Raw genomic sequence first — 23,674 nt, 5'->3', positions numbered from 1 at the left:
CAAGGCAAATTCATCACCACCCGGATTTCACCTGGGCCTTTTTCCTTCTGCCAACACCGGCCCTTCATTTGCAAACAGGACAAACAGAATGCAAGCACCCTCAAGCCGTATGCCTCGCCCCGACGATTTCGCCGCGTTGCTGCACCTGGATCTCGACGGCAGTGACTTCATCAGTCGATGCGGTGAAGCAAACCTGACAGGTAACGCTTTCGGTGGACAGCTGATGGTCCAAGCCGTGACTGCCGCCGCTCATGGGTTGGAATCGCAGAGACGGCTTCGCTCGCTGCATGCTACGTTTCTAAAGCCACTGCCACTCGACCCGCACCTTCGCTATCAGGTCCAGACCACGCTGCAAGGGCGCAGCTTCAGCAACCTTGAGGTGCAGTCTTGCAGGGGACAGCAGGTGGCGTTCCGCGCCAGCCTGTGTTTTCAAACCGAGGAAGAAGGGCCTAGCCATCAAGACTCGGCGCCCGAGGTTCGAGACCCAGAGGTACTGCCGGATCTGGCGAGCCTTGCCGACCTGCACCAGGATCGCCTGAGCGAAGGCAACCAGCGACTGCTCAAGGCAAGACATCTGTACGAATTACGTCCAGTGGATGGCGAGGCCTTCCTCTTCTGCGGTGACCGCCAGCCGAACATGCGCTACTGGATTCGCAGTAGCCAGCGCCTGGGTGATGACCCGAGGCTGCATGAAGCAGCGCTGGTGTACATGTCCGATGCCTGGATCAACAGTGCAATGCTGCTTCCACATGTAGCAACGCGCATGAATCGTGATTTTTTTGCCCCGACCCTGACGCACGACCTTTGGTTGCACCGCTCGTTTCGTGCCGATGAGTGGCTTCTGTTCGATCTGCACAGCCCTTCACTGCATGGTGAAACCGGGCTGGTCAACGCCGCCATCTATGACCGCAATGGCAGGTTGATCGCCAATGCAGCCCAGCATTCGCTGTTCCGTCAACTCGGCTAAAGCACTGAGCCCCGGTATCGACCGGGGCTTTTCGTGACGCCTGCGCTATCAGCTGCGGGTATTGCGGATGACCTTTTTCAGCAGGTTTTTGAGCAAGGCAAGATCATCCCAATCCAGACCGGCGATAGCCTTTTGCTCCACCGATTTGGCTTGCACGAACAACTTGACCGCATACTCATGGCCACGGGGAGTGAGATCGAACTGACGATCCGGGCCATCGCCGTGCACGGTCACCAATTCGGTTTCCAGCAGCCTTCCCAGCTCTTCATCATCGAGTCGGTGACCACTGGGCTTGAGCAACTCTTCGATTTGACCCTGGGTCTTGTGCTTGCCGGCCGCCAATACGCTGAGCACGTAATACCCGCACTCGCTAAGGCCCATCTGCTGCCAGTCGTTGCGCACAGGCTGGTACAGCTGCATGGAGGCCACACCGAGCAAAAAGCCCAGATAGTCTTTGTTGAAACTGCTGTTCACATCCTCGACATCCAGCGGATTTTCCAGTGCGCGCGGGTGAACCTTGGCATATTTGCCGCCGTGGAACGCCAGCGGTGGATGAGCAGAATGATCGAACTCGATCACTTCGCCGACGAAGATGATGTGGTCACCGCCCTCATAGCGAAAGCTGGTCTTGCACTTGAACCGGGCCGCGCAGTCGCCGAGAAGCGGAACCTGCCCAGGGCCACGCTCCAACTCCAGACCGGCAAACTTGTCAATGCCGCGCTTGGAAAAGCGGTCGGACAAGGCTTGCTGATCAGCTGCCAGGACGTGTACCGCAAAATGGTCGCCGGTCATGAACGCCGACAAGCTGCCGGAGGTTTTTGCCAGGCTCCAGAGAATCATCGGCGGTTCCAGCGACACCGAGTTGAAGCTACTGGCAGTGAGGCCTACATCAGCGCCTTCGGCGTCACGTGTAGTGACGATCGTGACGCCGGTCGCGAACGCTCCCAGTGCATTACGGAATTGCTTGCTGTCGATTACCAGATTGGGATTGCTCACGAACTTCTCCTCGCTCCGTTTGAAACACTTGCACCCAGATCCAGGGCAAGCCACTTCGATAAATTGTATATATCATTATAATAATAGGCAACCAGTTATAGGGCCGGCCACAGCGAATTTAAGCGCATTCCCGGATAACGCAGAACACCTGGCAGGATGGGTCAAGTCGCTGGAATAATCCTGGCTTGAAACGCACAACGCCGTCGTTCCGAATCACCAGAACGACGGCCTTGGACTAGCGTTACCGTTATGAATTAATGGCAGGCTGTACCGCAGCTTCGCGCGCCCCATTAGCCCCGCGCTTGGGCAAGGCCATCGCTGCAAACATACTGAAAACGCACAGCAGGGTGATGGCCAAAAACGCCAGCTGGAACGCCGAACCTGCTGGGTAGACCCCAGGACCTTGCGCCGGGTCGCTGATCGTTTGAGTGGCCAGGATGAAGGCGATCATTTGCGCACCGATGGCCATGAAGGTCGTACGTATTACCTGGCTCAAGCCAGTCACTTCACTGACCCGCTGCGGCGGTACCGCTTCCACGATTAGATTCGGCACGGCACTGAACGCCATGGCCGTCCCGATGCCGTGAAGGATTATCGCAAATCCGACAAACCAGACGGTGCTATGGTGCACTGTCAAGGCAGCCCACCCTACAACCAGAAAGGACAATCCAAACAGTAACGCCTTGCGCCCACCAAAACGCCCGGCGAGGACACCAGCCCAGGGCGAAGCGAAGATTGCCACCAGTGAGGAGGGCAACTTCATTGCCGCGGCCGCCGTCGCCGCCATACCCAGGCCGACGCCGGTCCAGGTGGGTTGCTGCAACAACACAAACAGGACCTGAGCGAATTGCATGGCACCCAGGGCTATGAAGACATAGCAAAGGTTGGACATGGCCAACTGGCGATTTGCAAACAGCCGTACGTCGATCAGCGGATTGCTATGCCGCGCCTCGTACCACGCCCAGAATGCCAACAAGGCAAGGCTGCCGAAACCCAACAACAACGTGCGCTGATCAAACCAACCCCAGGCACTGGCCTTGGTCAAGGCGAACAGAATCCCCGCCACCGCCGGAGCAAACAACACCCCACCGAGGATATCCACCTTCTGCTCGCTGGCCTTGCCCGCTGACGACGGCAGGAAGGCAATCACCAACAGCAAACCAAGCACAGAAGCCACGGTGCTTATGTAGAAGATCCAGTGCCAGCTCAGGTAATCGATGCACACCCCGCCCAACACAAAACCGATACCGGCCGCAGTTGAGGCTGTACCCGCGAGGATTCCGATGCAAAGCGGTGTACGCGCCGGACTGATATTTTCTCTGACCAGACCGAAGCACAACGGCAAGATAGCTGACGCCAACCCCTGCACTGCCCGTCCGAAAACAATTCCCTCAAGCGAGGTGGATATAGCGCTGATAAGTGAGCCAAGCGCGGCAAAAAACAGCAGGCCTATCAATACCCGGCTGCGTCCATACAGATCACCGATTCGCCCGCAGATCGCAGAAGCAGCGGCTCCCATCAACAGATAAGCGGTGATGACCCAGCCCACCAGCGCCGGGTCCTGGAACAGCTTGTAGAACGTAGGCAAGCCGGAGAACACCATACTGACTTCGAACGCCGATGCCACTTCTGCAATGACCAACGCCAGCATGATCGTTTTCCATCGGCTGTCTCTATTACTCAGGGCCATGATCAGGCGCCTCCTTGGTCAATAAGCAATGGCGCAGGTATCAAGCCTGACTGACGGTACGATTCTGATTGCCGACTTCCAATACCACCTCACTCTCGGCCAGCGGCTCACGCTCACCCAGGGGCAGCGACACCGTATTCGACTGTGCCTCGACGTCGCGACCGACATCACGCAGCAGGAAATACGACAAGGCCGGTATCAGCGTCAGCGCACCCAGCATGTTCCACAAGAACATGAAGGTCAGCAGCATGCCCATGTCGGCCTGGAACTTGATCGGCGACCAAACCCAGGTCACCACACCTGCCGCCATCGTCACGCCGATCAGCGCCACAACCCGCCCGGTGAACCCAAGCGCCAGCCCATAAGATTCGGAAAGGGAAATACCGCGTCGCTGCGCAGCCAGCTGGACACTGAGCAGGTACAGCGCATAGTCAACACCAACACCGACACCCAGAGCGATGACCGGCAGCGTCGCTACTTTGACGCCGATCCCGAGCGCCACCATCAGCGCCTCACACAGAAACGAGGTGATGATCAACGGCACCATGGCCACCACCACCGCGCGCCAACTGCGGAACGTGATCAGGCACAGTACGATCACGGCGGCATAGAGCAGCCCCAGAATGCGATAGTTGGCCTGCTCGACAACGATATTGGTCGCCGCTTCGATGCCGGCAGGCCCCGCAGCCAACAGGAATTGGCGATCAGGCGTGCTGTACTCGTCGGAAAATTCTTGCACAACCTTTACCACTTCCTCCAGCGTCTCGGCGCGGTGATCCTTGAGGTAAGCGATCACCGGGGCAACGCTGGCTTTGACGTTCATCAACTCGGGGTTTCCCACCAGCAGGTTCTGGGTCGAGTTGCCCGACGCCTGCACGTTGCGCGGGATGGTCATCCACTTGGGGTTACCCTCGAACGCACCCGCGGCCACCATACGCAGACCACCGGAAACAGAAGAGACGGCGAGCACCGATGGCAACTGCTGCAACTGCCAGGCCAACCGGTCCTGTTCGACTAGCGACGCGTACTCACGCATCCCTTCCTCTTTGGTCTTGACGATCACCGCGAACTGATCACCACTCAAACCGTAGTGCTCATTGATGTACGCCACATCCTTGTTGTAACGCGAATCGGGGCGCAACTCCGGCGCGCCTGCGTCCAGATCGCCCATTTTCAACCCGGTGAAACTGATGGCCATGGCGCCAACGCCAACGATCAGGGCCGCCAGAACCAAGGGCAACGCGAACTTGCGCTCAGTGCAGCGCTGCAACATCCCCATCATCCCCTTGCCGGCTGGCTGCTTGCGCAAGCTACGCAACGCGGCACCCTGGCTCACGCCGATATAGGAAAGCGCCACGGGGATGAAGAACAGCTTGGTGAAAATCAGTACCAGCACACCCAGGCTAGTCGTCATGGCCAGGTCGCGGATCACTGGAATATCAACGATCATCAGAACGGCAAAGCCCACCACGTTGGTGATCAACGCTGTCAGGCCGGCGACGAACAGACGGCGAAACGTGTAGCGCGCGGCGACATAGCGGTGCGTCCCACGGCCGATGTCCTGCATGATGCCGTTCATCTTTTGCGCGCCATGGGAAAGGCCGATGGCGAAAATCAGAAAAGGCACCAGTACTGAATAAGGGTTGAGCGAATAACCCAGCAGCTCCAGTAGCCCCAGCAGCCAAACCACGCCGATAGTGGCCGTTGCAACCAACAACAGGGTGCTGCGCAAGTCACGGGTGTAATAGAGAATAATCAGCGAGGCGATCAGTGCCGACGCGCCAAAGAACATCATGACCTGCACCAGGCCCTCGATGAGGTCACCGATCAGCTTGGCGAAGCCAATGATGTGGATGCGGTAGTGGCCACCCGTCTGGGCATTGACCTGCTTCTCCAGGTTTTGAGCCGTCTGGTATTTGTCGCGCACCTCTTTTTCCAGGAAGGTCGACAGCACACTGTAATCGAGCGGCTGACCGGTCTCCGGCACCACGTCCAGCAGCGGCACCACGATCATGCTCGACTTCAGGTCATTACCAATCAAGTTACCGCGCAGGCCGGCACGCTGCGTATTGATGCGGAACGTCTCGATCGACTTATCGGAGCCATCGTAGTCGAACGGCATGACCGGGCCGCCGCGAAAACCTTCTTCGGTGACCTCAGTCCAGCGCACGATCGGCGTCCATAGCGTGCGGATAAAGGCGCGATCCACACCGGGCGTAAGGAACAACTTGTCGTTGATGTCACGGACCACATCCAGGTAGTCCTTGTCGAAAACATCGCCTTGGGTATTCTCGACCACGATGCGCAGTGAGTTACCCAACCCTTTGAGCTCGGCCTTGTTTTCGAAGTAATTGCGAATGAAGGGGTGCGACTGCGGAATCATGGCCTCGAAATTGGCCTGCACAGCCAGGCGCGTCGCATGAAACCCCAGAAATACCGTAATGACGGCGACCAGCACCACCACCCAGATACGGTTATTAAAGACCAGCCGTTCCAACCAGTCACCGGACTGCTTGTCAAAGTTCTTGACGTCGCGAATGACCGGCAGTTGAAGTGATTCGGTATCTACAGCCATGATGTCTCCATATTTTTTCAAGCCGTGGTCTTCAACCGCCGAAAGCCGGCACCGATTCTCGCTGAGCGCCTTGGGTGCCAACGATGACCACCGCGCCCTTGCCCGCTTCTACGACGCTGGCAAACGGTAGGTTTTGGCTGAGTGTCGAGGGCTTGAAGTGTTCCCCCGCTGAATCACCGATCAACAGTGCCCCACCTTGACTGACCAGCGCGATGCGTTGATCAGCCAGCACAGTGGCGCCAGTGAGGGTGTTTACGATACCGGTGTCGACCTTGCTCCAGGTCGCCCCTTTGTCTGCGCTGCGCCAGACATTGCCACGGAGCCCATACGCAAGGAGCGTCTGGGCATTGCCGGTCACACCGAAAAAACTACCGACATAACCGCTGTTGAGCGCCACGAAACGCTGACTGGTTTTGTCCAGACGGAAGACCGTACCGCGCTCGGACGCAATGTACAGCTCACCGTCGACAGCATTCATGGCCGACAGATGCAGACCTTCGGGGTTGTCGACCCGATCCAGCAGAGGTGTCCAGTGCTCGCCGCCATCGTGGGTTTCCATGATCAGGTTGAAAGTCCCGACCACATAACCGTGTTGCTCATTTTCGAACCAGACGTCCAGCCAGGGTTGCTCAGGGCCCGTTTCGTAGTTCTGGCGCACTTGCTCCACCAGACTGTCGGCAGCCGGTTTATCAGCCTCTGCGGCTTGATCCAGACGCTGCTGATAGTAGTCCGCCATTAACTTGCCGGTACTGAAGCCGTCTTGCTGTTTGCTCCAGCTCAAACCACCGTCCGAGGTACGCAGGATGATGCCGCCGTGACCGACTGCCCAGCCAGCCGTAGCGCTGGCAAAGGTCACCGCCGTCAGGTCGACGCTGACCGGTACCTGGGCCTGGCGCCAGGTGCGACCCTGATCTTCGGAGTAGACAATATGCCCTCGCCACCCCACCGCCACGAGACGATTACCTGCCTGGGCCACGCAGACCAACTGCGTCTTGGACACCAGGCTTGATTGCAGCGGAGCCAGGCTCAATGGATCGACGAAAGGCTTCACACCATTGTTGGCCTGAGCACCTACCAATAGGACTACACCTACCGCACAGCCCAACAACCAACGAATGTTGGGTTTGATATTGCCGCTACCGCGAAAGGGCGGCGAGCTGCTCGGCCTCATTTCAACCTCCAGACTCTTTTTATTGTTTTCTGTTGTGCGGGGTAACATTCGCCAACCGTGCGCGCCCAGCCATCAGGTTTGAGCACAATATGACAATCACATTAATCGTATATATCTTTAGCGTCAATAGCCAACCATCCCCTCTCTTCGCAATGCACCAGATCATGCTGACCACCTTCACAAATTACAGCAATGATTTATCTAATTGTGCGTAGGCTATCGCTAACTCGATCCAGACCGTTCTACACTCAGGTCGGCCTGTCATGAAGTAATGAGCACTGCTTCAAGGACGCGCCGGGAAGCGGACTACGACAGCATCAGCAGGCCCCGCAAGAATCGCGCGACGATTGCACCGGCGGCCTTTCGCACAAATCAGGAAGGAATTGTCACTGTGAGAAATCCAATCGTCACGTCTGTAGCAGGAAAGCCTACCCTACTGCTCGGCGATTATGAGCTTGCTGACCTGGGCTATATCGCCGAGGAATTTTTCATCTCCGCAACAGCGGTCTCCTACGCCTCTGATGCACATCTCGGCTCCGACGGGCAGTGGTGCGTCCGACCTTGCGCCGAGGCGGACTACGTCACCAGAATGGTGATCTTGAAACCGATGGATACGGCCAAATTCAACGGCACAGCCATCGTCGAATGGCTCAACGTCACCGGTGGTATGGACACAGCGGTAGACTGGCTCATGGCACATCGCGAGATCGTGCGCGCGGGCTCTGTTTATGTCGCCGTCTCTGCGCAGCGGGTAGGAGTCGAGGGTGGACCGAGCCGCGGTGCGAACAACTCGCTGAAGACCATAAATCCAGAACGCTATTCACGCCTGCGCCACCCCGGCGATGCTTACTCCTACGATATCTTTTCCCAGGCCGGGCGCCTGGTTCGTGATGCCCAACACAACGGTATCCTGGGGTCGCTCCGTCCAGACTACGTCTTGGCAGTTGGCGAATCCCAATCGGCGATGTTCTTGACGACTTACATCAATGCTGTCGATCCACTAGCCAGGGTTTATGACGGATTCCTGATCCATTCGCGGTTTGCCAGCACCGCTCCGCTGGACGGCAACTCCATGTTCGGACCAGCCGATGCAGGCATGTCTGTGGCACCAAAATTCCGCTCGGATGTTCGCGTCCCGTTGATCAATGTGATCACTGAGACCGATTTGATCGGCGGCCCGCGACCGGGTTATTACCTGGCGAGACAGCCCGACAGCGCACTTCTGCGGACCTGGGAAATTGCCGGCACGGCCCATGCCGACAACTACATCATTCAAGTGGGCAGGATTGACACCGGCTTCGCATCACTGACCGATCTTGTCGCGGCCTATGCGCCCACCCGTAACCTGATGGGTGCCCAAGTGACGCAATCGATCAATTTCGCCCCACAACATCACTATGTCGTCCAAGCGGCGCTCGTCGCACTCCACAACTGGGTACGTTCTGGCGAACCGGCACCGATCGCCCAACCCATCGAGTTGACCGACACCCATCCGCCTCAACTGATTCTGGACGAAAACGGACTCGCCACTGGCGGCATCAGGACACCCTGGGTCGATGTACCGATTGCCAGGACATCTGGCCTTGGCAACGAAGATAACGTCTTGGCGAGTTTGTTCGGCTCGGGCGAACCATTCGACGCAGCCATTCTGCGTCGGCTCTATCCGTGCGGCCCAACGGAATATCTTGAGCGCTTCGAGGTCTCACTCGACGCAGCGATCGCACGAGGCTTCGTCTTACCGGCAGATCGGCAGGAAATCCTCGAACTCGCTTGCGCCATGTCCCCAAGTACACTGTTTTGAAAACGGCGGCGCAAGCGCTATCAGGAGGCGGGGATTGAAGGATTGAACGACTTGCCGCGTAGAGGCCAGACGCTGTCAGGCACAGCACAAGGCCATAGTGGCGAAGTCGATTCATGTGCAGCCTCAGCGGATACCCGGCACACAGGCCGGGCTATCGACGAATGAGGCTATTGGAGGGGGGTGCAGCTGAAGGTGGCGTGAATTACTCGATCGCAGCATTCAGCGCTAGCAGGCTCTCAGCGAACTCTTCCTTGAATTCCTGCACCACATCACCGGCCGATTTCACCGACTCGATGAGGCCGACGCCCTGCCCGACCCAGTAGCTCACCAGCGGCATCGCTGCCTGGTTGCCGCCGTCGACGGCCTTATCGATCTTTTGAAATGCCGGCTGCGAGATCATGCCCATGTGCGGCATGCCGAGCGCGCCGGGGCTGTCCTTGCCTTCCCACGCATCGTGCCATGCCGAATGCAATTGGCGCGACGGCTTGCCGGTACGCGCCTTGGAGCGGATGGTGTCGCGCGAGGTCGCGGCAATCATTTTCTCGCGGAAGGCTTGCGAAGTTTCCGATTCCAGGGTTGCCAGCCACACCGAGCCGGTCCACACGCCCTGGGCGCCCATCGCCATGCAACCGGCCATCTGGCCGCCGGTCATGATGCCGCCGGCGGCGAGCACCGGGACGTCCTTGATCGGCTTGATCGCGCGCAGCACTTCCGGGATCAGCACCAGCGTCGATACTTCGCCGCAGTGACCGCCGGCCTCCGTACCCTGGGCGATCAGCACGTCGACGCCCGCCTTCACCTGGCGCACCGCGTGCTCCTTCGCGCCGACCAGCGCGCCGACCGGTACGCCGTATTTGCGGCCGCGCGCGATCATCGACGCCGGCGCGATGCCGAGCGCGTTGACGATCAGGCGGATCGGATGACGGAACGCGACATCCATCAGCGCCTCGCCGGTTTCCGGTGCAATCGTCGCCAGAGTCCTGCGCACGATGCTGCCGGCATCCGCTTCGACGCCGTACTGCTTGAGCAGGTTCACGGTGAAATCGATGTGCTGCTGTGGAATCTGCGCCGCGATCTGCTCGCCGCTGACCTTCGACATATCCACCGCGGTGTGTTCGGGCACGAGAATATCGACGCCGTAGGGTTTGCCGTCGATATGTTCATCGATCCACTTCAGCTCGATTTCGAGCTGTTCCGGCGTGAAGCTGGAACCCCCGAGCACCCCGAAACCTCCAGCCTTGCTGACCGCGACGACGACATCGCGGCAATGGGTAAAGGCAAACAGGGGGAACTCGCAGCCCACCATTTCGCAGATTTGGTTGTTCATACGCGTGTGTCCTCGCGGTTATAGACAGGAATGACAGCATCTGTGCCAGATAGTCACTATGCTTGCCGCCCCCCGGTGGCGTGAAGGACAATACGTGTCAGAATGCCTCACCAAAACGATCGCCCGCCACCCGCGATGGCCAAGCACCCGATGAACCGGTCCGCCAGCATCCCCAGCCCCAATGCCGCCACCCACCCCGATTACCGCGGGGCCGCCTGCCGCCTGCTGGGCGGCGTGCGCGCGCGCGGACTCGATCCGGCGCCGATCCTGCGCGAGGCCGGCATCGCCACCGAACTGCTCGACAATTTGCTGATGAAGGTACGCGGGCAGCAGATGATTCGGCTGATGACGGCGGCACGCTCCGCGCTCGGCGATGAATTCCTCGGGCTCACGGCGCAGCGCTGCAAACCCGGCGCGCTGACGCTGATGGTCGAACTCGCGCTGCACTGCGACACGCTCGCCGCTGCGCTCGACCAGATGCTGCGCGCCGATCACCTGCTCACCGACGAGCGCGTGCTGACGCTGAGCGCGCACGGCGACGATGTCGAACTGCAGTTCACCCGCACTCACCCCCAGTGCGACCCCGAGGACTTCCTGATCGAACACTGGCTGCTGCACTGGCAGCGCCTGCTGAGCTGGCTGACCGGCTACCTGATTCCGATCAAACGCATCGACGTGCCCTTCGCGGAAACACCGTCGCCGCAACGGCTGTGTTTTTACATCAACGGCGACTGGAACCCGGCACAGCCAGTGGCCGCACTGGTATTTGCGCGCAAGTACCTGACGCTGCCGATCGTGCGCACACACGGCGAATGGCAGGAACACCTGCAGCAGGGTCTGCGCGGCACACCGGTGTGGCCCGAGGGCGAAATGCGCTGGAGCCTGCGCGTACGCAAACTGGTGCACCAGGCGCTGCAACAGCAACAGGAATGCCTCGAATTTGAGGCCGTCGCGGCGAAACTCAGCACCACGGCGCAGACGCTGCGCCGCCATCTGCGCGACGAGGGCACCGGCTTTGCGCAATTGCGCGACGACATCCGCTGCGATCTGGCGATCGACAAACTGCACTTTCAGCGCCTCAGCGTGAACGAGACCGCCGCCCAGCTCGGCTTTTCCGAACCGCGCTCGTTCAGCCGCGCTTTCAAGCAGTGGACCGGCGTGTCGCCGAGCGCGTATCAGGCGGCGCTCGTTATGGCGCGGTCGGCAACCCCGGCACGAAGGTGAACACCTCGCCGCTGCGGCGAATGCGACCGCCATGCGGCTGCTGGAAATGCCCTGGCAACATCAGCGCATCGCGCTCGGCAATCAGCGCGCGCAGCCGAACGCGCGTCGCTACCGCCGCCGCGGCATCGTCGTCGCCACCCTCGCCAATGCAAAGCGCGGTATCGACGATCTGCAGCGGATGGTGAAAGACATCACCGCTGAAAAAAATCTCGCCGCCACCGGTATCCACGCGCAGGATCGAGTGGCCTGCAGTGTGCCCGTAGGCGGGTTCGATCGAAACCGCATTCGCGACCCGGTGGTAATCGTCGACCAGTTCGGCCAGCCCGGCATCGATGACGGGCTGCACGCACTCTTCGTAAATGCCGTCGTTGAATGCGGCGCCGCGATAGTCGCCGCGGCGTGCGCCCCAGCGCTGCGCTTCACGCCGCACAAACAGGTAGCGTGCATTGGCAAAGGTCGGTACCCAGCGACCATCCCGCAGTTGCACGTTCCAGCCACAGTGATCGCAGTGCAGGTGTGTGCAGAACACATAGTCGACCTGCTCCGGGCGAATGCCGGTGGCAGCAAAACGTTCGAGAAACGGCGTGTCGAGATGGTTGTAATCCGGCAGCAGCGGTCGCGTGCGGCCATTGCCGTTGCACGGATCGACCACCACAATCTTGCCGTCAACGCGCGCGATCCAGGTTTGATGAACTAATTCGAACTGTCCTTCGGCGTCGAGAAAATTTGGCATCAGCCAGTGGCGATTCGCATCGAGCAGTGCCGGTTCAGCGTTCAATGCCGCAATCGGCAGCAGCTGACGCGTTTCCTCGATCCGAAAAATTTCGGTATGACCCAGGGAGAACATGGTGGACGCTTTCGACATGATGGGTCCAAAAAAAAGTACTTGTATTTTAAAGAAGAAAGCCCGCCGAATGGCGGGCTTTCCCCTGTCCCATGATCGGGACAGGGGAAGTTGCCCATCAGATCGGCATGCTGACGGTTTTCAGTCGCACGAACTCATCCAGCCCCGGACGCCCACCTTCCTTGCCATACCCCGACAATCCGATACCACCGAACGGAGCGCAAGCCGGAATATTGCGCGTGCCGTTGATATGCACGTAACCGGTCTTTAACGCGGCAGCCAACCGATTGGCGCGACCCAGATCATGGGTCTGGATGTAGCCACCCAGGCCATAACCGGTAGAGTTCGCCAGGGCCACAGCCTCTGCTTCGTCCTTGAAGCGCTGGATCACCAGCACCGGACCGAACACTTCCTGTTGAGCGATCTCACTGCGTGGATCGACATCTGCCAAAATCGTCGGCCCTAGATAGTAACCATTGGCCAACGCACCACCTGCCCGTTCGCCACCCAACACGATCCGCCCGGCACCACTGCTGCGAGCGCGCTCGACCATGCCGAGAATTCGCGTGCAGGCATCCATGTTGATCACCGGCCCAATAATGGTGTTCGGATCAAACGGGTCACCCAGCGGCAAGTGCCCAGCCACCGCCGCCACCGCTTCGACCATTTGCTCGTAGATGCTGTCCTGCACCAGCAGGCGGGTCGGCAGCTCGCAGCCCTGGCCACTGAGCAAACCGACACTCCAGAACGCTGCCATTTGCGCCACCGCAGCGACATCCGCATCCTCGAAAACAATGTTGGCTGATTTGCCTCCCAACTCCAGTACAGCGGGTTTGAGCAGATCGGCACATTGGTGAAGAATCTTGCGAGCTGTCGCCGGCCCCCCGGTGAACGTAATTTTCTGCACATCCGGGTGACCAATCAGCGCCTGCGCTGCCTCGGTCGAACCCGGCAGCACATTGATGACCCCTGGCGGAATGCCGGCTTCCAGTGCCAGCCTGGCAAACAGATTGGCCACAAAGGGCGTCTGCTCGGCCGGCTTGATCACCACTGTATTACCTGCAGCCAGTGCCGGCGCCACCTTCATGCCGAGGGATATGAGCGGGCCGTTCCAGGTGATGATGATGCCGATGACCCCATAGGGTTCCGGTCGGGTGTAGATCAGTTCATCGGCCGGTGGCATCGAGACGACCTGGCCGTCGATCTTGTCGGCCCAGCCGGCGTAGTAGCGAGTCCACTCCTCCCCTATCCGAGGCCCGCCAGCGCCGACGGTAATCGGCGTGCCACCCTCGATGGCGGCCAGACGCACGAATTCGCTGGTATTGGCAGCAATGAGATCAGCCAGACGGTTGAGCAGCATGCCGCGCTGCGCACCCGGCATGCGCCGCCAGACTTCGAACGCCTGGCTGGCGCAGGCCACTGCCTGATTCACCTCCGCCGGGCCGGCCAGAGGAATATCAGCCTGGTGCTCACCATTTGCAGGGTTGATGTGGGCAAACACGCCACCACTGCCACTGCTGAGCTCACGCTCACCAATCAGCAGGCTGACGGATGGCGCCGTACGGTCATAAGTCATACTGTCCTCCTGGGAACCGAAACGGGATCAAACCCGGATTTGCTGACCGTCGTCGACGGCAATGATTTGCCCACGTACATAGCTCGCCGCGTCGGAAAGCAGGAACACGCCGACCTGGGCGATCATGTCCGGCGTTGCCACCTTGTCGGTCGGGCGCCCGAGCATCTGGCCCCACTTGGCCATATCCTCGACGCTCATCAGCGGCTGCATGCCCTCGGTGGCAACGGTGCCCGGCGCGACGGCGTTAACCCGGATGTTGTCTTTGGCCAGCTCGCGCGACAGGTTGATGGTCAAGCCGTTTACCCCAAGCTTGGTCAGCGAATACACCCCCGTGGCCTGATAGGCGCCAATGGACGACACATTGACGATCGCCCCGCCACCACGCTTGCGCATGGCCGGCACGGCTGCGCGGGCCATCCACAATTGACCGTTGAGCATCACTTCGGTGATCTGCCGGTACTTTTCCACGGGAATGTCGATCAGCGAGGGAAAGGCTGCGGCTGACAACAGGCCCGCGTTGTTGACCAGATAATCCACCCCACCGAAACGCTCTTCGGCGGCTTTCACGCAAGCCAGACAGGAGTCGAGATCGCCGACATCGGTGCGCACGGCGAGCAGTTGGTCCTTGAACCCCAGTTCATCCACGGCCTTCTGTGCCACATCCAGATTGATGTCGGCAATCACCACACGAGCCCCCTGCTGCGCGAGCAAACGGACGTATTCACGCCCCATGCCCTGGGCCCCACCGGTAACGATGGCCACCTTGTTATCAAAACTCATCTTTTTGTTCTCCTTGTTGTGAGTCAAACAAGCACAGCTGGATCGCGCCAGCATCGCGCTTGCTTTCTTGGGTTTTAAAGTGCCGGCTGAATGGACACAGCTGTACGCCCTGCCAGATGGATGCGCAGTTGTGCCTGTCCTTGAGCATCAGCGACAAAACTTGCGGGTGCCCCGGCACCTTGAAGGCTGTACTGGACGCCTGGTTGCAAGCGCTCAATACGAACGGTCTGCTCACCCTCTACCTGGCCCGGGTACAGCACCAGTTGCAGATCCTCTCCATGGCTGAAGGCCTTGGCCACCAAAACAGCCGGGTACGAAGCTTCAGTAAGAATCGGGCCTTTGCGGGTACAGGCTTCAGCGCCCTGAGTGACGGTCTTGCGCCAGTCACCTTTGCGCAAGATAACGCCGCGCACCAATGAGGTTCCGCTGGTGCTGGTGCAGTCGTACTTGAGCACTCCGCCTTTAACTTGCGGTGAGCCAAGTTCATTCAACAGCCTCAGCACTTCTGTAACGACCGGCTGATCCCCCATCTCACTGGCCGATCCGAGCAACGACATCAAGTGGCCGAGGGGAGATTTTCGATAGCGACCAAAATCAACGCCCTTCTCCAGCCCGCTGATTTCAACCTTGCCATCCTTCTCCTTAACGTAGGTGTCGCGGGCCAGGGCCCATGCCTGTCTGGCTCGCTCCGGGGCAAACGCGTTCAGGAAAAGCGGTTGGCTTTCATTGCCAAACGGGAAAGGAATCGCCCCACCGGTAACCTCGGAACGCAAAGCAATAAGGTCGCCGTCTGCCAAGGTAAATTCATCACCGAGGCTGCGCATGAACCGCGCCATGTGCTTGCTGGCCAAAGCCGTACCGAATAGACGGTCATACGCGATTAACGCCATCATCCCCATGAAATTGCAGGGGGTATAAACCCAACCCGGCTCACAAGGGAACAGGCAGAATTCGCTGCGCGAGTAGTTTTCATCGATCGAGCCAATCATCGAATGAATGTCATGCGCGAACTCATGCTTGCCCCACTTGAAGGTCAGGCTGCCAGGTTCGGCATAGCGCATATCGCCGGTCTCGGCCATGTACAGGCATACCTGCAAACCAAAAAAGCCGGTGAGCATGATGTTGTCGCGCCCGACCGGATCAAACCGGGTAGAGAAATGCCCCCACAAACGCTCCCAACGCCAATAGCCCCATACCTTTTTCGTCAGCATTTTTTCGATGACATTGCGTTGCGCCAGGTTGTTATAGCCCTGGAAGTTCGGCGTGTAGATTGCTTGCGCTGAAGAAAGTGAATAGCCAACGTTATTGAGCTGATAACGCAATGCAGACGTCTGGAACTGCTCGATCGTGTCAAAGCCTTCAAAACGCTCCACCGGCTGCAGCGCCAGATCAAGGTTGTAACGCAGCACCTGCAACTCGACAGGGCTCAGCTCCCGCTCATCAGCCGGCGGTGGCTCAGTGGCGCGCAGCCCCACTTCGCGGATGGCTTCAGGCAGAAACTGAAGGCGCTCCTCACGCCGCTTCAGCAGCGCCTTATGCGCCTTGCCTTGACGGCGAGCGGAAATCACTCGGTAGACCACCAAAAGACCCAGAGCAAGCGGTGGGCCAGCACTCCAAGTGGCATCACCGGCCAGTGCCGCCGCCAGCGCCGCCGAACCCAGCCAAATGACAATGGGCGCAGAAATCATTCCAGAACCGAACCAGGCGACCAGCGAAATGCCGTACAACGCAAGAACCAGCGGCACCAACACCAATGCCCAGCCGCCTACGGCAAAAAAACCCGCCCCTGGAAACAGCAGTCCAAGACTGGCTGCCTGCAACGCAGGCGCCGCGCCTAATAGCCAAGGCAATAAGCCGCCAACGACACACAATATGTAGATGATACGTGTGCGCATCTTCTTGGCACGCGTAACGGGGCCGTCCTCTGGCGCCCCCAGAAAGGGAGTAACGTTTTCCGTCACCGAGGCATTGATGCTGTTCATTATTGTTGTACTCCAGCAAAAGGCCCGAATCGGGCGAGCTAGCGGGTTTTAATCGGTCCGGCAAAAGCTGCCAGCCAGGGTTCATTTGGGTTAGCGAAGAGCGGTGCGGCAAAAACTGCCGGCCTGATTGAGCAAGTCAGAAATGAAGGTGAACGCCAACGGGTTGATGATGAGCTCTTCAATGTGATGCCAGTGCCAGGCCAGCAGCCCCACGCTGGCGACCGCAAGCGAGATCGCCAGCACATTCAGCCAGAGATTCTCCCGCGCCCTCTCCCATAGGCAGATGACTTGCGAGATGAGCATGGCAACAACGATGCAACAACCCATAGCGCCCCCTCATTCAGAATGAACATTGACTGCCAGGCAGCCTACTTAAGCTGGCTTTCAAACAACTTGCGGCGCGCCTCGGTAAACGGCGGTCGAAAGAATTTGCCCATACTCAACCATCCCTGCCGGTACACGGCCTTCCCATGGCTGAACTGCAAGAAACCGCGCTTGCCGTGGTAAGCGCCCATTCCGCTATTACCCACGCCACCGAGCGGCAAGTCGGGAAATGCGACGTGCTGAGCGGCATCGTTGATGGTGACGCCACCCGACGTCGTTTCTAGCAGCAAACGATGCGCTTGCGTTTTGTCATAACCGAAGTAATACAGAGCAAGCGGCCTTGGCCGGGCATTGATGAAGTCGATCACCTGATCCAGTGAGTCATACCCTTTCACCGACAGAAGCGGGCCGAATATTTCATCCTTCATGACGCGCAAATCATCTGCAGGTTCGATCACCAATGTAGGCGGCAGTTTGTGCCGCTGGGCATTGCTGAAGTCTTCACCTGCGGTGTTGTGCTGGACGATTCGTGTACCACGCCCTTTCGCCTCATCAAGATAGGATTGTACTCGCTGCCAGTGACGCGGATTAACGATGGCCGTGTAATCATCGTTATCCAACAGGCCTTGCGGATAAAAGCGCTGCCAGATGGCCTGGGCCTGCGAGATGAATTCTTCCAGGCGAGCTTTTGGTACGAACACATAGTCCGGTGTCAGGCAAAGCTGCCCGGAATTGATCGCCTTGGTGGTCAATATTCGCTCAACAGCCTCAGCGAACCTGGCACTTTCACCGATGACGACTGGGCATTTGCCGCCCAGCTCCAACGTGACCGGCACCAGATTTTGTGCCGCCGCACTCATGACGTGACGCGCGACTTCGGGCCCTCCAGTGAACACCAAATGGTCGAATGGCAGCGTACTGAAGGCCTGCCCAACGTCGACACCACCGGTTACGACGGCAATCTCTTCACTGGAAAAGGCGCTGCAGACCATCTCGCGGATAATGTCCGCGCTCGCCGGCGTTACTTCCGAAGGTTTGAGCATAACCCGGTTGCCAGCGGCAATGGCTTCGATGGCGGGAGTAAATGCCAACCCGACTGGAAAGTTCCAGGGCGAGATATTACCGACGACGCCTAGCGGCTGGTAATGCACCTCAGCCCGCCCGCCCGTCAACGCTGCGATCAGCGGCAGCTGCCGACGCTGTGGACGCATCCATTGGCGAACCTTGCCACGGGTGTACTTGATTGCGCCGACTGTGCTGACCACATCCGTCACGAGAGACTGTATGCGCGAACGCCCGCCGAAGTCGCTCGAAAGCGCCTCGATGATCTTGTCCTTGTAACGGACATGAACATCAAGCAAGCGGTCCAGGCGGTCCTCACGCACTTTCGCCGAGGGAAAGCGTTCGTTCAATAGCGCCTGTTTCTGCGCCGCCAGAATGGACATCAATTCAGCGCGCGTTGCTGCCGCCTTCATCGTTTCATCAGTGCTTGCATTCATACGGACGTCTCAGTAGTCGTTGGTACAAGAGAGACACAAGCGCAGTTATGTCCTACATGCGTCGAACATAATCATTGATATGATTGTAAATGTCTATATGCTTTCCTGCCACTGTTATCGAATCCCTCCTTGACCAAAGCAGCTGGACAGCAAGCATGCATAGCGGATACCCCAGATGAGCAACGTCGAAGAAAGAATTCTCAAGGCGGCCGAGCAGTGTTTCGCTACCCATGGCGTCATCGCTACGCAGGTGCAACAAATTGTCGAAGTCGCTGGCATCGCTCGAAGTACGTTTTATCGTTACTTCCGTGACGTCGATGACATCCTTCTCAAGATAGTGATTCAGCTGTGGGTAATGCACCTGCAACAGCTACTGGAACAAACCAGCACCTTTACAACCCCCGCGCAGCGCTGGCGTGGCCTAATCGTCGGGATGGCCAGCTCGGGCAGTGAACTGCCCAGGGGCAACGCTCTCTTCGCGGAAGACAGTTTTTTACACATCGTGCGACTGGTCTATCGCAACCCACAAAATGCACAAACACATCTGATTGAACTGATGGTACCGGCTATCAAAAAAGCCCAGGCAAACCAAGAGCTGCGTACCGATATCGGTGCGCAACAGATTGCCGAGTGGCTGCTGCGTCAGGCGTGGGCGCTGTCAAGCGCCCCCCCTGTCGATGGCTGGCAGACTGCCGAGCTGGACAACTACATTGACATCTTTTTACTGCCCGGCTTACTCCATCCAACGCCCCCCGAAAACAACCAGTCAGCGGCTATAGAGCGGCTAAGCAGCGAGCTGCAGCGCTTGACCTGCGTCGTCGAAAAAATCGACGCCAGGATTATCTGACAATTCAAATTCCAATCAGCAACCCAGCTACCCACACAACAATAAAGGCGGAGAACGGCAATGGCATTTAACGGAAAAATAGCGATGGTTACAGGAGGCGCGAGCGGTATGGGTCGCGTTATGGCGCTGCGTTTAGCCCGTGCTGGAGCGACAGTTGCGATCGTCGACCTGAACCAATCGGCGCTGGACGCCACAGCTGCCCAAGCGCCAAATATCCATAGTTTCCGCTGCGATGTCACCGATGAAGAGCAAGTACTGGCAACCGTGGCGCGCATTGAAAACGAGCTGGGTCCTATCGACCGGTTAGCGCATGCGGCCGGCATCATGCCCGGGGATACTATTTTGAATATGCCAGCGCAGAAAATCGTTGGCGTTATGCAGGTCAATTACTTTGGCACGGTGTTCGTCACCAAGGCCGTATTGCCACGCATGCTGCAACGCGACCAAGGCGACATCATCATTTTCGGCTCAATCACCGGCTATGCATTCAGCGGCCGCTTCTCGGCCTATTGCGCAAGCAAGGCTGCGGTTAACAGCTTTGCCGAAGTGCTGATTCACGAACAGCAAAAAAGTAATCTACGCATCCTCCTGGCTTGCCCACCGGCGGTCGACACTCCGCTGATTTCACAAGCACTGGACACCGGACCGCAGAGCGTGAAGGACGCTGCGAAAAGCAAGCGCATGGCATCGCCTGAATCCATTATCGATGCCATAGAAAAAGGCCTTGAAAAAGGCCGCACTGTGATTCTGCCGGGAGAAGCCAGACTGGCTTACTTGCTTCGCCGGCTATCGCCTGCATTGCTGTGGAAAATAGCTGACAGAATGGAGAAGCTCGCTTGATAGCGCACATTGCGCCTTGTCTGTAGGTGGTAAGGAATGGCAGTTACCTGCCATCCCTTAGCGTCATAACAGGTGATGAATCAAGGGTAGCGATCAGCGTCCACGAATCTCTACCAGGTCAGCCCCACCGCTGGGTGCCAGGCAAAGCATATTGGCCAAGGCTTGCGCCACCAGGCCTTGCGGTACGGGTTGACCAGCAAAGGCCAGATGGCCAGTGCTGCTCCACAGTGCAAAGGCCGCCGCCTTGACCTCATCACTCCAGTTGTCGCCGAAGCCGCTGTTTTCCGCAATGTTGCCGCAGCGCAGCGTGGCGATGCGGATTTTGTCGGGGCGCAATTCATCGCGCAGGCCCGTCGCCAGGCATTCGATGGCGGCCTTGGTGGCGGCATACACACTGAGCATAGGAAACGGCAGGCGCACCGACTCCGATGAAATGCTGATGATGTCGCCACCGCCTGCCCGACGCATCAGGGGCACCGCTTCACGGATGGCGTAGATCACACCTAACAGGTTGGTCTCAACCTGGGCGTGCAAGTCGGCATCACTGGCTTCGTCGATGCGATGAATGCAGCCCACTGCAGCGTTGTTGACCAGAATATCCAGGCGTCCGAAGGTCTTTTCAACCATCGCGAAACCTTCTTTTACCGAGGCCGGATTACGGATATCCATCTGCAACGGCAGGCACTTTTCGCCCAGAATCTTCGCCGCGTCAGTCAGTGCCGATTGGTTTCTAGCGGTGATAATGACGTGCGCACCTTGCTCAACCAATGTCTGCGCAATGCTCAATCCGAGGCTGCGCGAGCCGCCGGTCACCAGAGCAATTTTCCCTTCAAGTGCGTTCATTTTTATTCTCGACATGATGATGTAACTCAGCCCGCGTCGCTGCTTTTTCCTGCTCACCTTCATTCACAGCAACGCGGCAACCAATCAGAGTGCCGTTAGAGATCCAGCACCAATCGGCCACTCAGACTTCTCGAGCAGCAAGGTGTGAACTGATCATTTTTCTGGTGTTCCGCATCAGTGAGAAATAGATCGCGGTGCTCTGGCGTGCCTTCTATTACCCGTATCAGGCAAGTGCCGCATACACCTTGCTCACACGACACCGGAATGCCCAGATTGGCTTCGTTGAGCACCTCAACGCAGGCCCTGCCCGCCGGGATTTGCAACACCTGGCCGGTACTGGAAATCATCACTTCAAAACTGCCATCGACAGCAGCCGAATTGTTTTCCGGGGGCGCGAAATATTCACGGTGAATGTTCGCTTCGGCCCAGCCCAGCGCTTGCGCCGTGTTGATGATGTGTTGCATGAACCCGACTGGACCGCAGACGTACAAATGTACGGAATCGTCGGGCGTCCCGATCACCTGGTGCGCATCCAGCTGTTGCGTTGCGGCGCCATCATCAAAATGCAGATGGGCCCGTGCGGCGAAGGGAGCGCTGAGAATCTGCTGCCGAAACGCCATACGGCTTTGCGAGCGAGCGCAGTAATGCAACTGGAAGTCGCTGCCCGCACTCTGCAGACGCTCGGCCATGCTGAGAATCGGGGTGACGCCAATTCCACCGGCAAACAGCAATGAGCGTTTGGCATCATGCGCCAAGGGGAACAGCAGGCGAGGCTCACTGATTTTCAGCGTGGTCCCTTCTTGCACGTTTTCATGCATGGCTACCGAGCCACCGCGGGACGCCGGGTCCTTGAGAACCCCAATCACATACCGCTGTTCATGCTGGCTCGGGCACAGCGAATATTGGCGCAACACCCCAGGCGCGACTTCGACATCAACGTGCGCGCCTGCTGCAAACGCGGGCAGTGGCAGGCCGTCATTGCGTGCCAGCTCATAACTGTAAATGTCCTCAGCCTCGAGACGCCTGGACGTAACCATGACTTCAATCATTATTCATCACTCTATAAGGGCTGGCGTGCCAGCCTCGCAGGGATTCGGTCAGCGGCCCCGACTCAGTTCCATTCCAGGTGCAGTTCATCGACGCCGTAGACCGGCCCCGCGTGGGTGCGCAAAGGTGCACCTGGCTTGATCCGGAATCCCGGTACGCGCTGAGTCCATTCTTCCAGGGCAATAATCAGCTCGCGGCGAGCCAGGTGCATGCCCAGGCAGGTATGCGCACCAAACGAGAAGGTCAGGTGAGCCTTGTTAGGACGGTCGATATCAACGGTGTAGGGGTCGCTGTGCAGGGTTTCATCGATTGCCGAGGCCGGTGTATGAATGGTGATCCAGTCGCCCGCCTTGATTTGAACCCCGGCCAGTTCAGTGTCTTCAGTGGCCCGGCGGTGAGAGACCACCAAGCTGAATCGACGAAGCAACTCTTCGACCGCTTGCGGAATCAGTGACGGATCTTTGCGCAAACGCTCCTGGAGTTCTGGATGTTCGGCAAGATATTGAAAGTGCAAGCCTAGCGATGAGGCGACGGTATCGAGCCCACCGACAAACATCAGATAGCAAAACCCGAGAACCTCATCCTCGCTTAGCGGTGCCCCACCGACTTCTGCAATGGTCGCTTTGGTGAAGAGGTCATCGCGCGGTTTTTGCCGGCGGTCAGCAATTTGCTCAACCAGATAGTCTTTGATTTGCCGGGCAGCTTTTGCTTTGACACCCATGTCCTCGCTGTGCAGCAGTTCGTCTTCCCACTCCAGAAAACGCGGAAGTTCGGAAACCGGCAAACCCATGAGCTGTAAAATGACTGTCACCGGGAAAGGTCGACCAAATTCATTGATGAACTCGCAATGACCCTTGCTACGGAACTCTTCGATCAGCTGCACACAGGTTTCACGAATAGCCGGCTCCATGGCCGGAATAACGCTGGAAGCAAACAGAGGATTGACCCACGCGCGCATCGCCCCGTGATGGGGCGGATCCATTTCGAGCGGAACGAGGCTCCAGTTTTCTCCCAGTAATTTGGAAAAACCGGCGTTTTCCGCACTCGAGAACAGTTTCGGGTTTCGCAGCACTGTGCGCATGTCTTCGGTACGGGTCAGTACCCAGGCACCGGGTTGTTTTGAAAATGGGTTTGTGGAGCTCCAGAAGATCCGAGGTTTTCCCTCAAGGGCCATGGCCAATGCCTTGTAAGGGTCTTCGGTATGTCCTGGATTACGCAAAATGTCGAAGTCCTGATCCAGCTCAGTCGGAACATGGAAAGGACATTTGCGAGCAGAAGGGGCGCTTGTGGTCATGGCTTATTGCCCTTTTATTGTATGGGTTGATGAAATCAGGGCAGCGG

19 protein-coding genes are annotated in these 23,674 nt (G+C 58.3%); 5 read left to right on the top strand and 14 right to left on the bottom strand.

Features of this window, described 5'->3' with window-relative positions; all coding sequences use genetic code 11:
• The first annotated feature begins 88 nt into the window (after positions 1-88).
• Positions 89-967, top strand: a complete 879-nt coding sequence (locus PMI22_RS0129090) for an acyl-CoA thioesterase (RefSeq protein ID WP_007943208.1) — start codon at positions 89-91, stop codon at positions 965-967.
• A gap of 48 nt (positions 968-1,015) precedes the next feature.
• On the opposite strand, the gene PMI22_RS25280 is transcribed toward PMI22_RS0129090, so the two are convergent.
• The 4 genes from PMI22_RS25280 to PMI22_RS25295 form a co-directional block, all read right to left on the bottom strand.
• Positions 1,016-1,963: a flavin reductase family protein gene (locus PMI22_RS25280; protein WP_007943207.1), complete on the bottom strand. Its 948-nt coding sequence runs from the start codon at positions 1,961-1,963 to the stop codon at positions 1,016-1,018.
• A gap of 247 nt (positions 1,964-2,210) precedes the next feature.
• On the bottom strand, positions 2,211-3,614 hold the full coding sequence (locus tag PMI22_RS25285; protein WP_050550173.1) for an MFS transporter: 1,404 nt from the start codon (positions 3,612-3,614) through the stop codon (positions 2,211-2,213).
• A gap of 79 nt (positions 3,615-3,693) precedes the next feature.
• Positions 3,694-6,228 carry an efflux RND transporter permease subunit gene (locus tag PMI22_RS25290; protein WP_007943205.1) on the bottom strand — a complete coding sequence of 845 codons (2,535 nt, stop codon included), beginning with the start codon at positions 6,226-6,228 and terminating at the stop codon, positions 3,694-3,696.
• Positions 6,229-6,259: 31 nt separating this feature from the next.
• On the bottom strand, positions 6,260-7,399 hold the full coding sequence (locus tag PMI22_RS25295; protein ID WP_007943203.1) for a WD40/YVTN/BNR-like repeat-containing protein: 1,140 nt from the start codon (positions 7,397-7,399) through the stop codon (positions 6,260-6,262).
• A 271-nt stretch (positions 7,400-7,670) separates the two neighbouring features.
• Here PMI22_RS25295 and PMI22_RS25300 point away from each other — a divergent pair, with 271 nt between their 5' ends.
• Complete coding sequence (locus tag PMI22_RS25300) at positions 7,671-9,200, top strand: alpha/beta hydrolase domain-containing protein (RefSeq protein ID WP_202949202.1); 1,530 nt, start codon at positions 7,671-7,673, stop codon at positions 9,198-9,200.
• Between the two features lie 202 nt (positions 9,201-9,402).
• Here the strand turns inward: PMI22_RS25300 and PMI22_RS25305 are convergent, their stop codons facing one another.
• Positions 9,403-10,527: an NAD(P)H-dependent flavin oxidoreductase gene (locus PMI22_RS25305; RefSeq protein WP_007943201.1), complete on the bottom strand. Its 1,125-nt coding sequence runs from the start codon at positions 10,525-10,527 to the stop codon at positions 9,403-9,405.
• A gap of 150 nt (positions 10,528-10,677) precedes the next feature.
• On the opposite strand from PMI22_RS25305, the gene PMI22_RS25310 reads away from it, so the two are divergent.
• On the top strand, positions 10,678-11,751 hold the full coding sequence (locus PMI22_RS25310; RefSeq protein ID WP_162131637.1) for an AraC family transcriptional regulator: 1,074 nt from the start codon (positions 10,678-10,680) through the stop codon (positions 11,749-11,751).
• On the opposite strand, the gene PMI22_RS25315 is transcribed toward PMI22_RS25310, so the two are convergent.
• The 6 genes from PMI22_RS25315 to PMI22_RS25340 all read right to left on the bottom strand — a co-directional run bounded on the left by PMI22_RS25315 (position 11,717) and on the right by PMI22_RS25340 (position 18,756).
• Positions 11,717-12,616, bottom strand: a complete 900-nt coding sequence (locus PMI22_RS25315) for an MBL fold metallo-hydrolase (RefSeq protein WP_007943197.1) — start codon at positions 12,614-12,616, stop codon at positions 11,717-11,719. The two genes, PMI22_RS25310 and PMI22_RS25315, sit on opposite strands and share 35 nt — an antisense overlap.
• Positions 12,617-12,713: 97 nt before the next feature.
• Positions 12,714-14,171 (bottom strand): aldehyde dehydrogenase family protein, encoded by a 1,458-nt coding sequence (locus PMI22_RS25320; RefSeq protein WP_007943196.1) that lies wholly within the window; start codon positions 14,169-14,171, stop codon positions 12,714-12,716.
• A gap of 27 nt (positions 14,172-14,198) precedes the next feature.
• Entirely contained in the window at positions 14,199-14,951 is a 753-nt protein-coding gene (locus tag PMI22_RS25325; protein WP_007943195.1) for an SDR family NAD(P)-dependent oxidoreductase, read from the bottom strand.
• A 74-nt stretch (positions 14,952-15,025) separates the two neighbouring features.
• Positions 15,026-16,933 carry a linalool dehydratase/isomerase domain-containing protein gene (locus PMI22_RS25330; protein WP_007943194.1) on the bottom strand — a complete coding sequence of 636 codons (1,908 nt, stop codon included), beginning with the start codon at positions 16,931-16,933 and terminating at the stop codon, positions 15,026-15,028.
• A 90-nt stretch (positions 16,934-17,023) separates the two neighbouring features.
• Positions 17,024-17,236: a hypothetical protein gene (locus PMI22_RS25335; protein ID WP_238543873.1), complete on the bottom strand. Its 213-nt coding sequence runs from the start codon at positions 17,234-17,236 to the stop codon at positions 17,024-17,026.
• Between the two features lie 65 nt (positions 17,237-17,301).
• Positions 17,302-18,756 (bottom strand): coniferyl aldehyde dehydrogenase, encoded by a 1,455-nt coding sequence (locus PMI22_RS25340; protein WP_007943191.1) that lies wholly within the window; start codon positions 18,754-18,756, stop codon positions 17,302-17,304.
• A gap of 175 nt (positions 18,757-18,931) precedes the next feature.
• On the opposite strand from PMI22_RS25340, the gene PMI22_RS29900 reads away from it, so the two are divergent.
• Together PMI22_RS29900 and PMI22_RS25345 are read left to right on the top strand one after the other, a co-directional pair.
• Complete coding sequence (locus PMI22_RS29900; RefSeq protein WP_007943190.1) at positions 18,932-19,603, top strand: TetR/AcrR family transcriptional regulator; 672 nt, start codon at positions 18,932-18,934, stop codon at positions 19,601-19,603.
• 60 nt (positions 19,604-19,663) lie between these two features.
• On the top strand, positions 19,664-20,443 hold the full coding sequence (locus tag PMI22_RS25345) for an SDR family NAD(P)-dependent oxidoreductase (protein ID WP_007943189.1): 780 nt from the start codon (positions 19,664-19,666) through the stop codon (positions 20,441-20,443).
• A 93-nt stretch (positions 20,444-20,536) separates the two neighbouring features.
• On the opposite strand, the gene PMI22_RS25350 is transcribed toward PMI22_RS25345, so the two are convergent.
• The 3 genes from PMI22_RS25350 to PMI22_RS25360 all read right to left on the bottom strand — a co-directional run bounded on the left by PMI22_RS25350 (position 20,537) and on the right by PMI22_RS25360 (position 23,627).
• On the bottom strand, positions 20,537-21,286 hold the full coding sequence (locus PMI22_RS25350; RefSeq protein ID WP_007943188.1) for an SDR family oxidoreductase: 750 nt from the start codon (positions 21,284-21,286) through the stop codon (positions 20,537-20,539).
• A gap of 95 nt (positions 21,287-21,381) precedes the next feature.
• Positions 21,382-22,335 carry a PDR/VanB family oxidoreductase gene (locus PMI22_RS25355; RefSeq protein ID WP_007943187.1) on the bottom strand — a complete coding sequence of 318 codons (954 nt, stop codon included), beginning with the start codon at positions 22,333-22,335 and terminating at the stop codon, positions 21,382-21,384.
• A 62-nt stretch (positions 22,336-22,397) separates the two neighbouring features.
• A complete protein-coding gene (locus PMI22_RS25360; RefSeq protein WP_007943186.1) occupies positions 22,398-23,627 on the bottom strand; it encodes a cytochrome P450 in 1,230 nt (409 codons plus the stop codon).
• Positions 23,628-23,674 lie beyond the last annotated feature (47 nt).

The organism is Pseudomonas sp. GM21, assembly GCF_000282215.1.
In the GTDB taxonomy this organism is placed as follows: domain Bacteria; phylum Pseudomonadota; class Gammaproteobacteria; order Pseudomonadales; family Pseudomonadaceae; genus Aquipseudomonas.
This window is presented reverse-complemented; position numbering and strand designations above follow the sequence as displayed.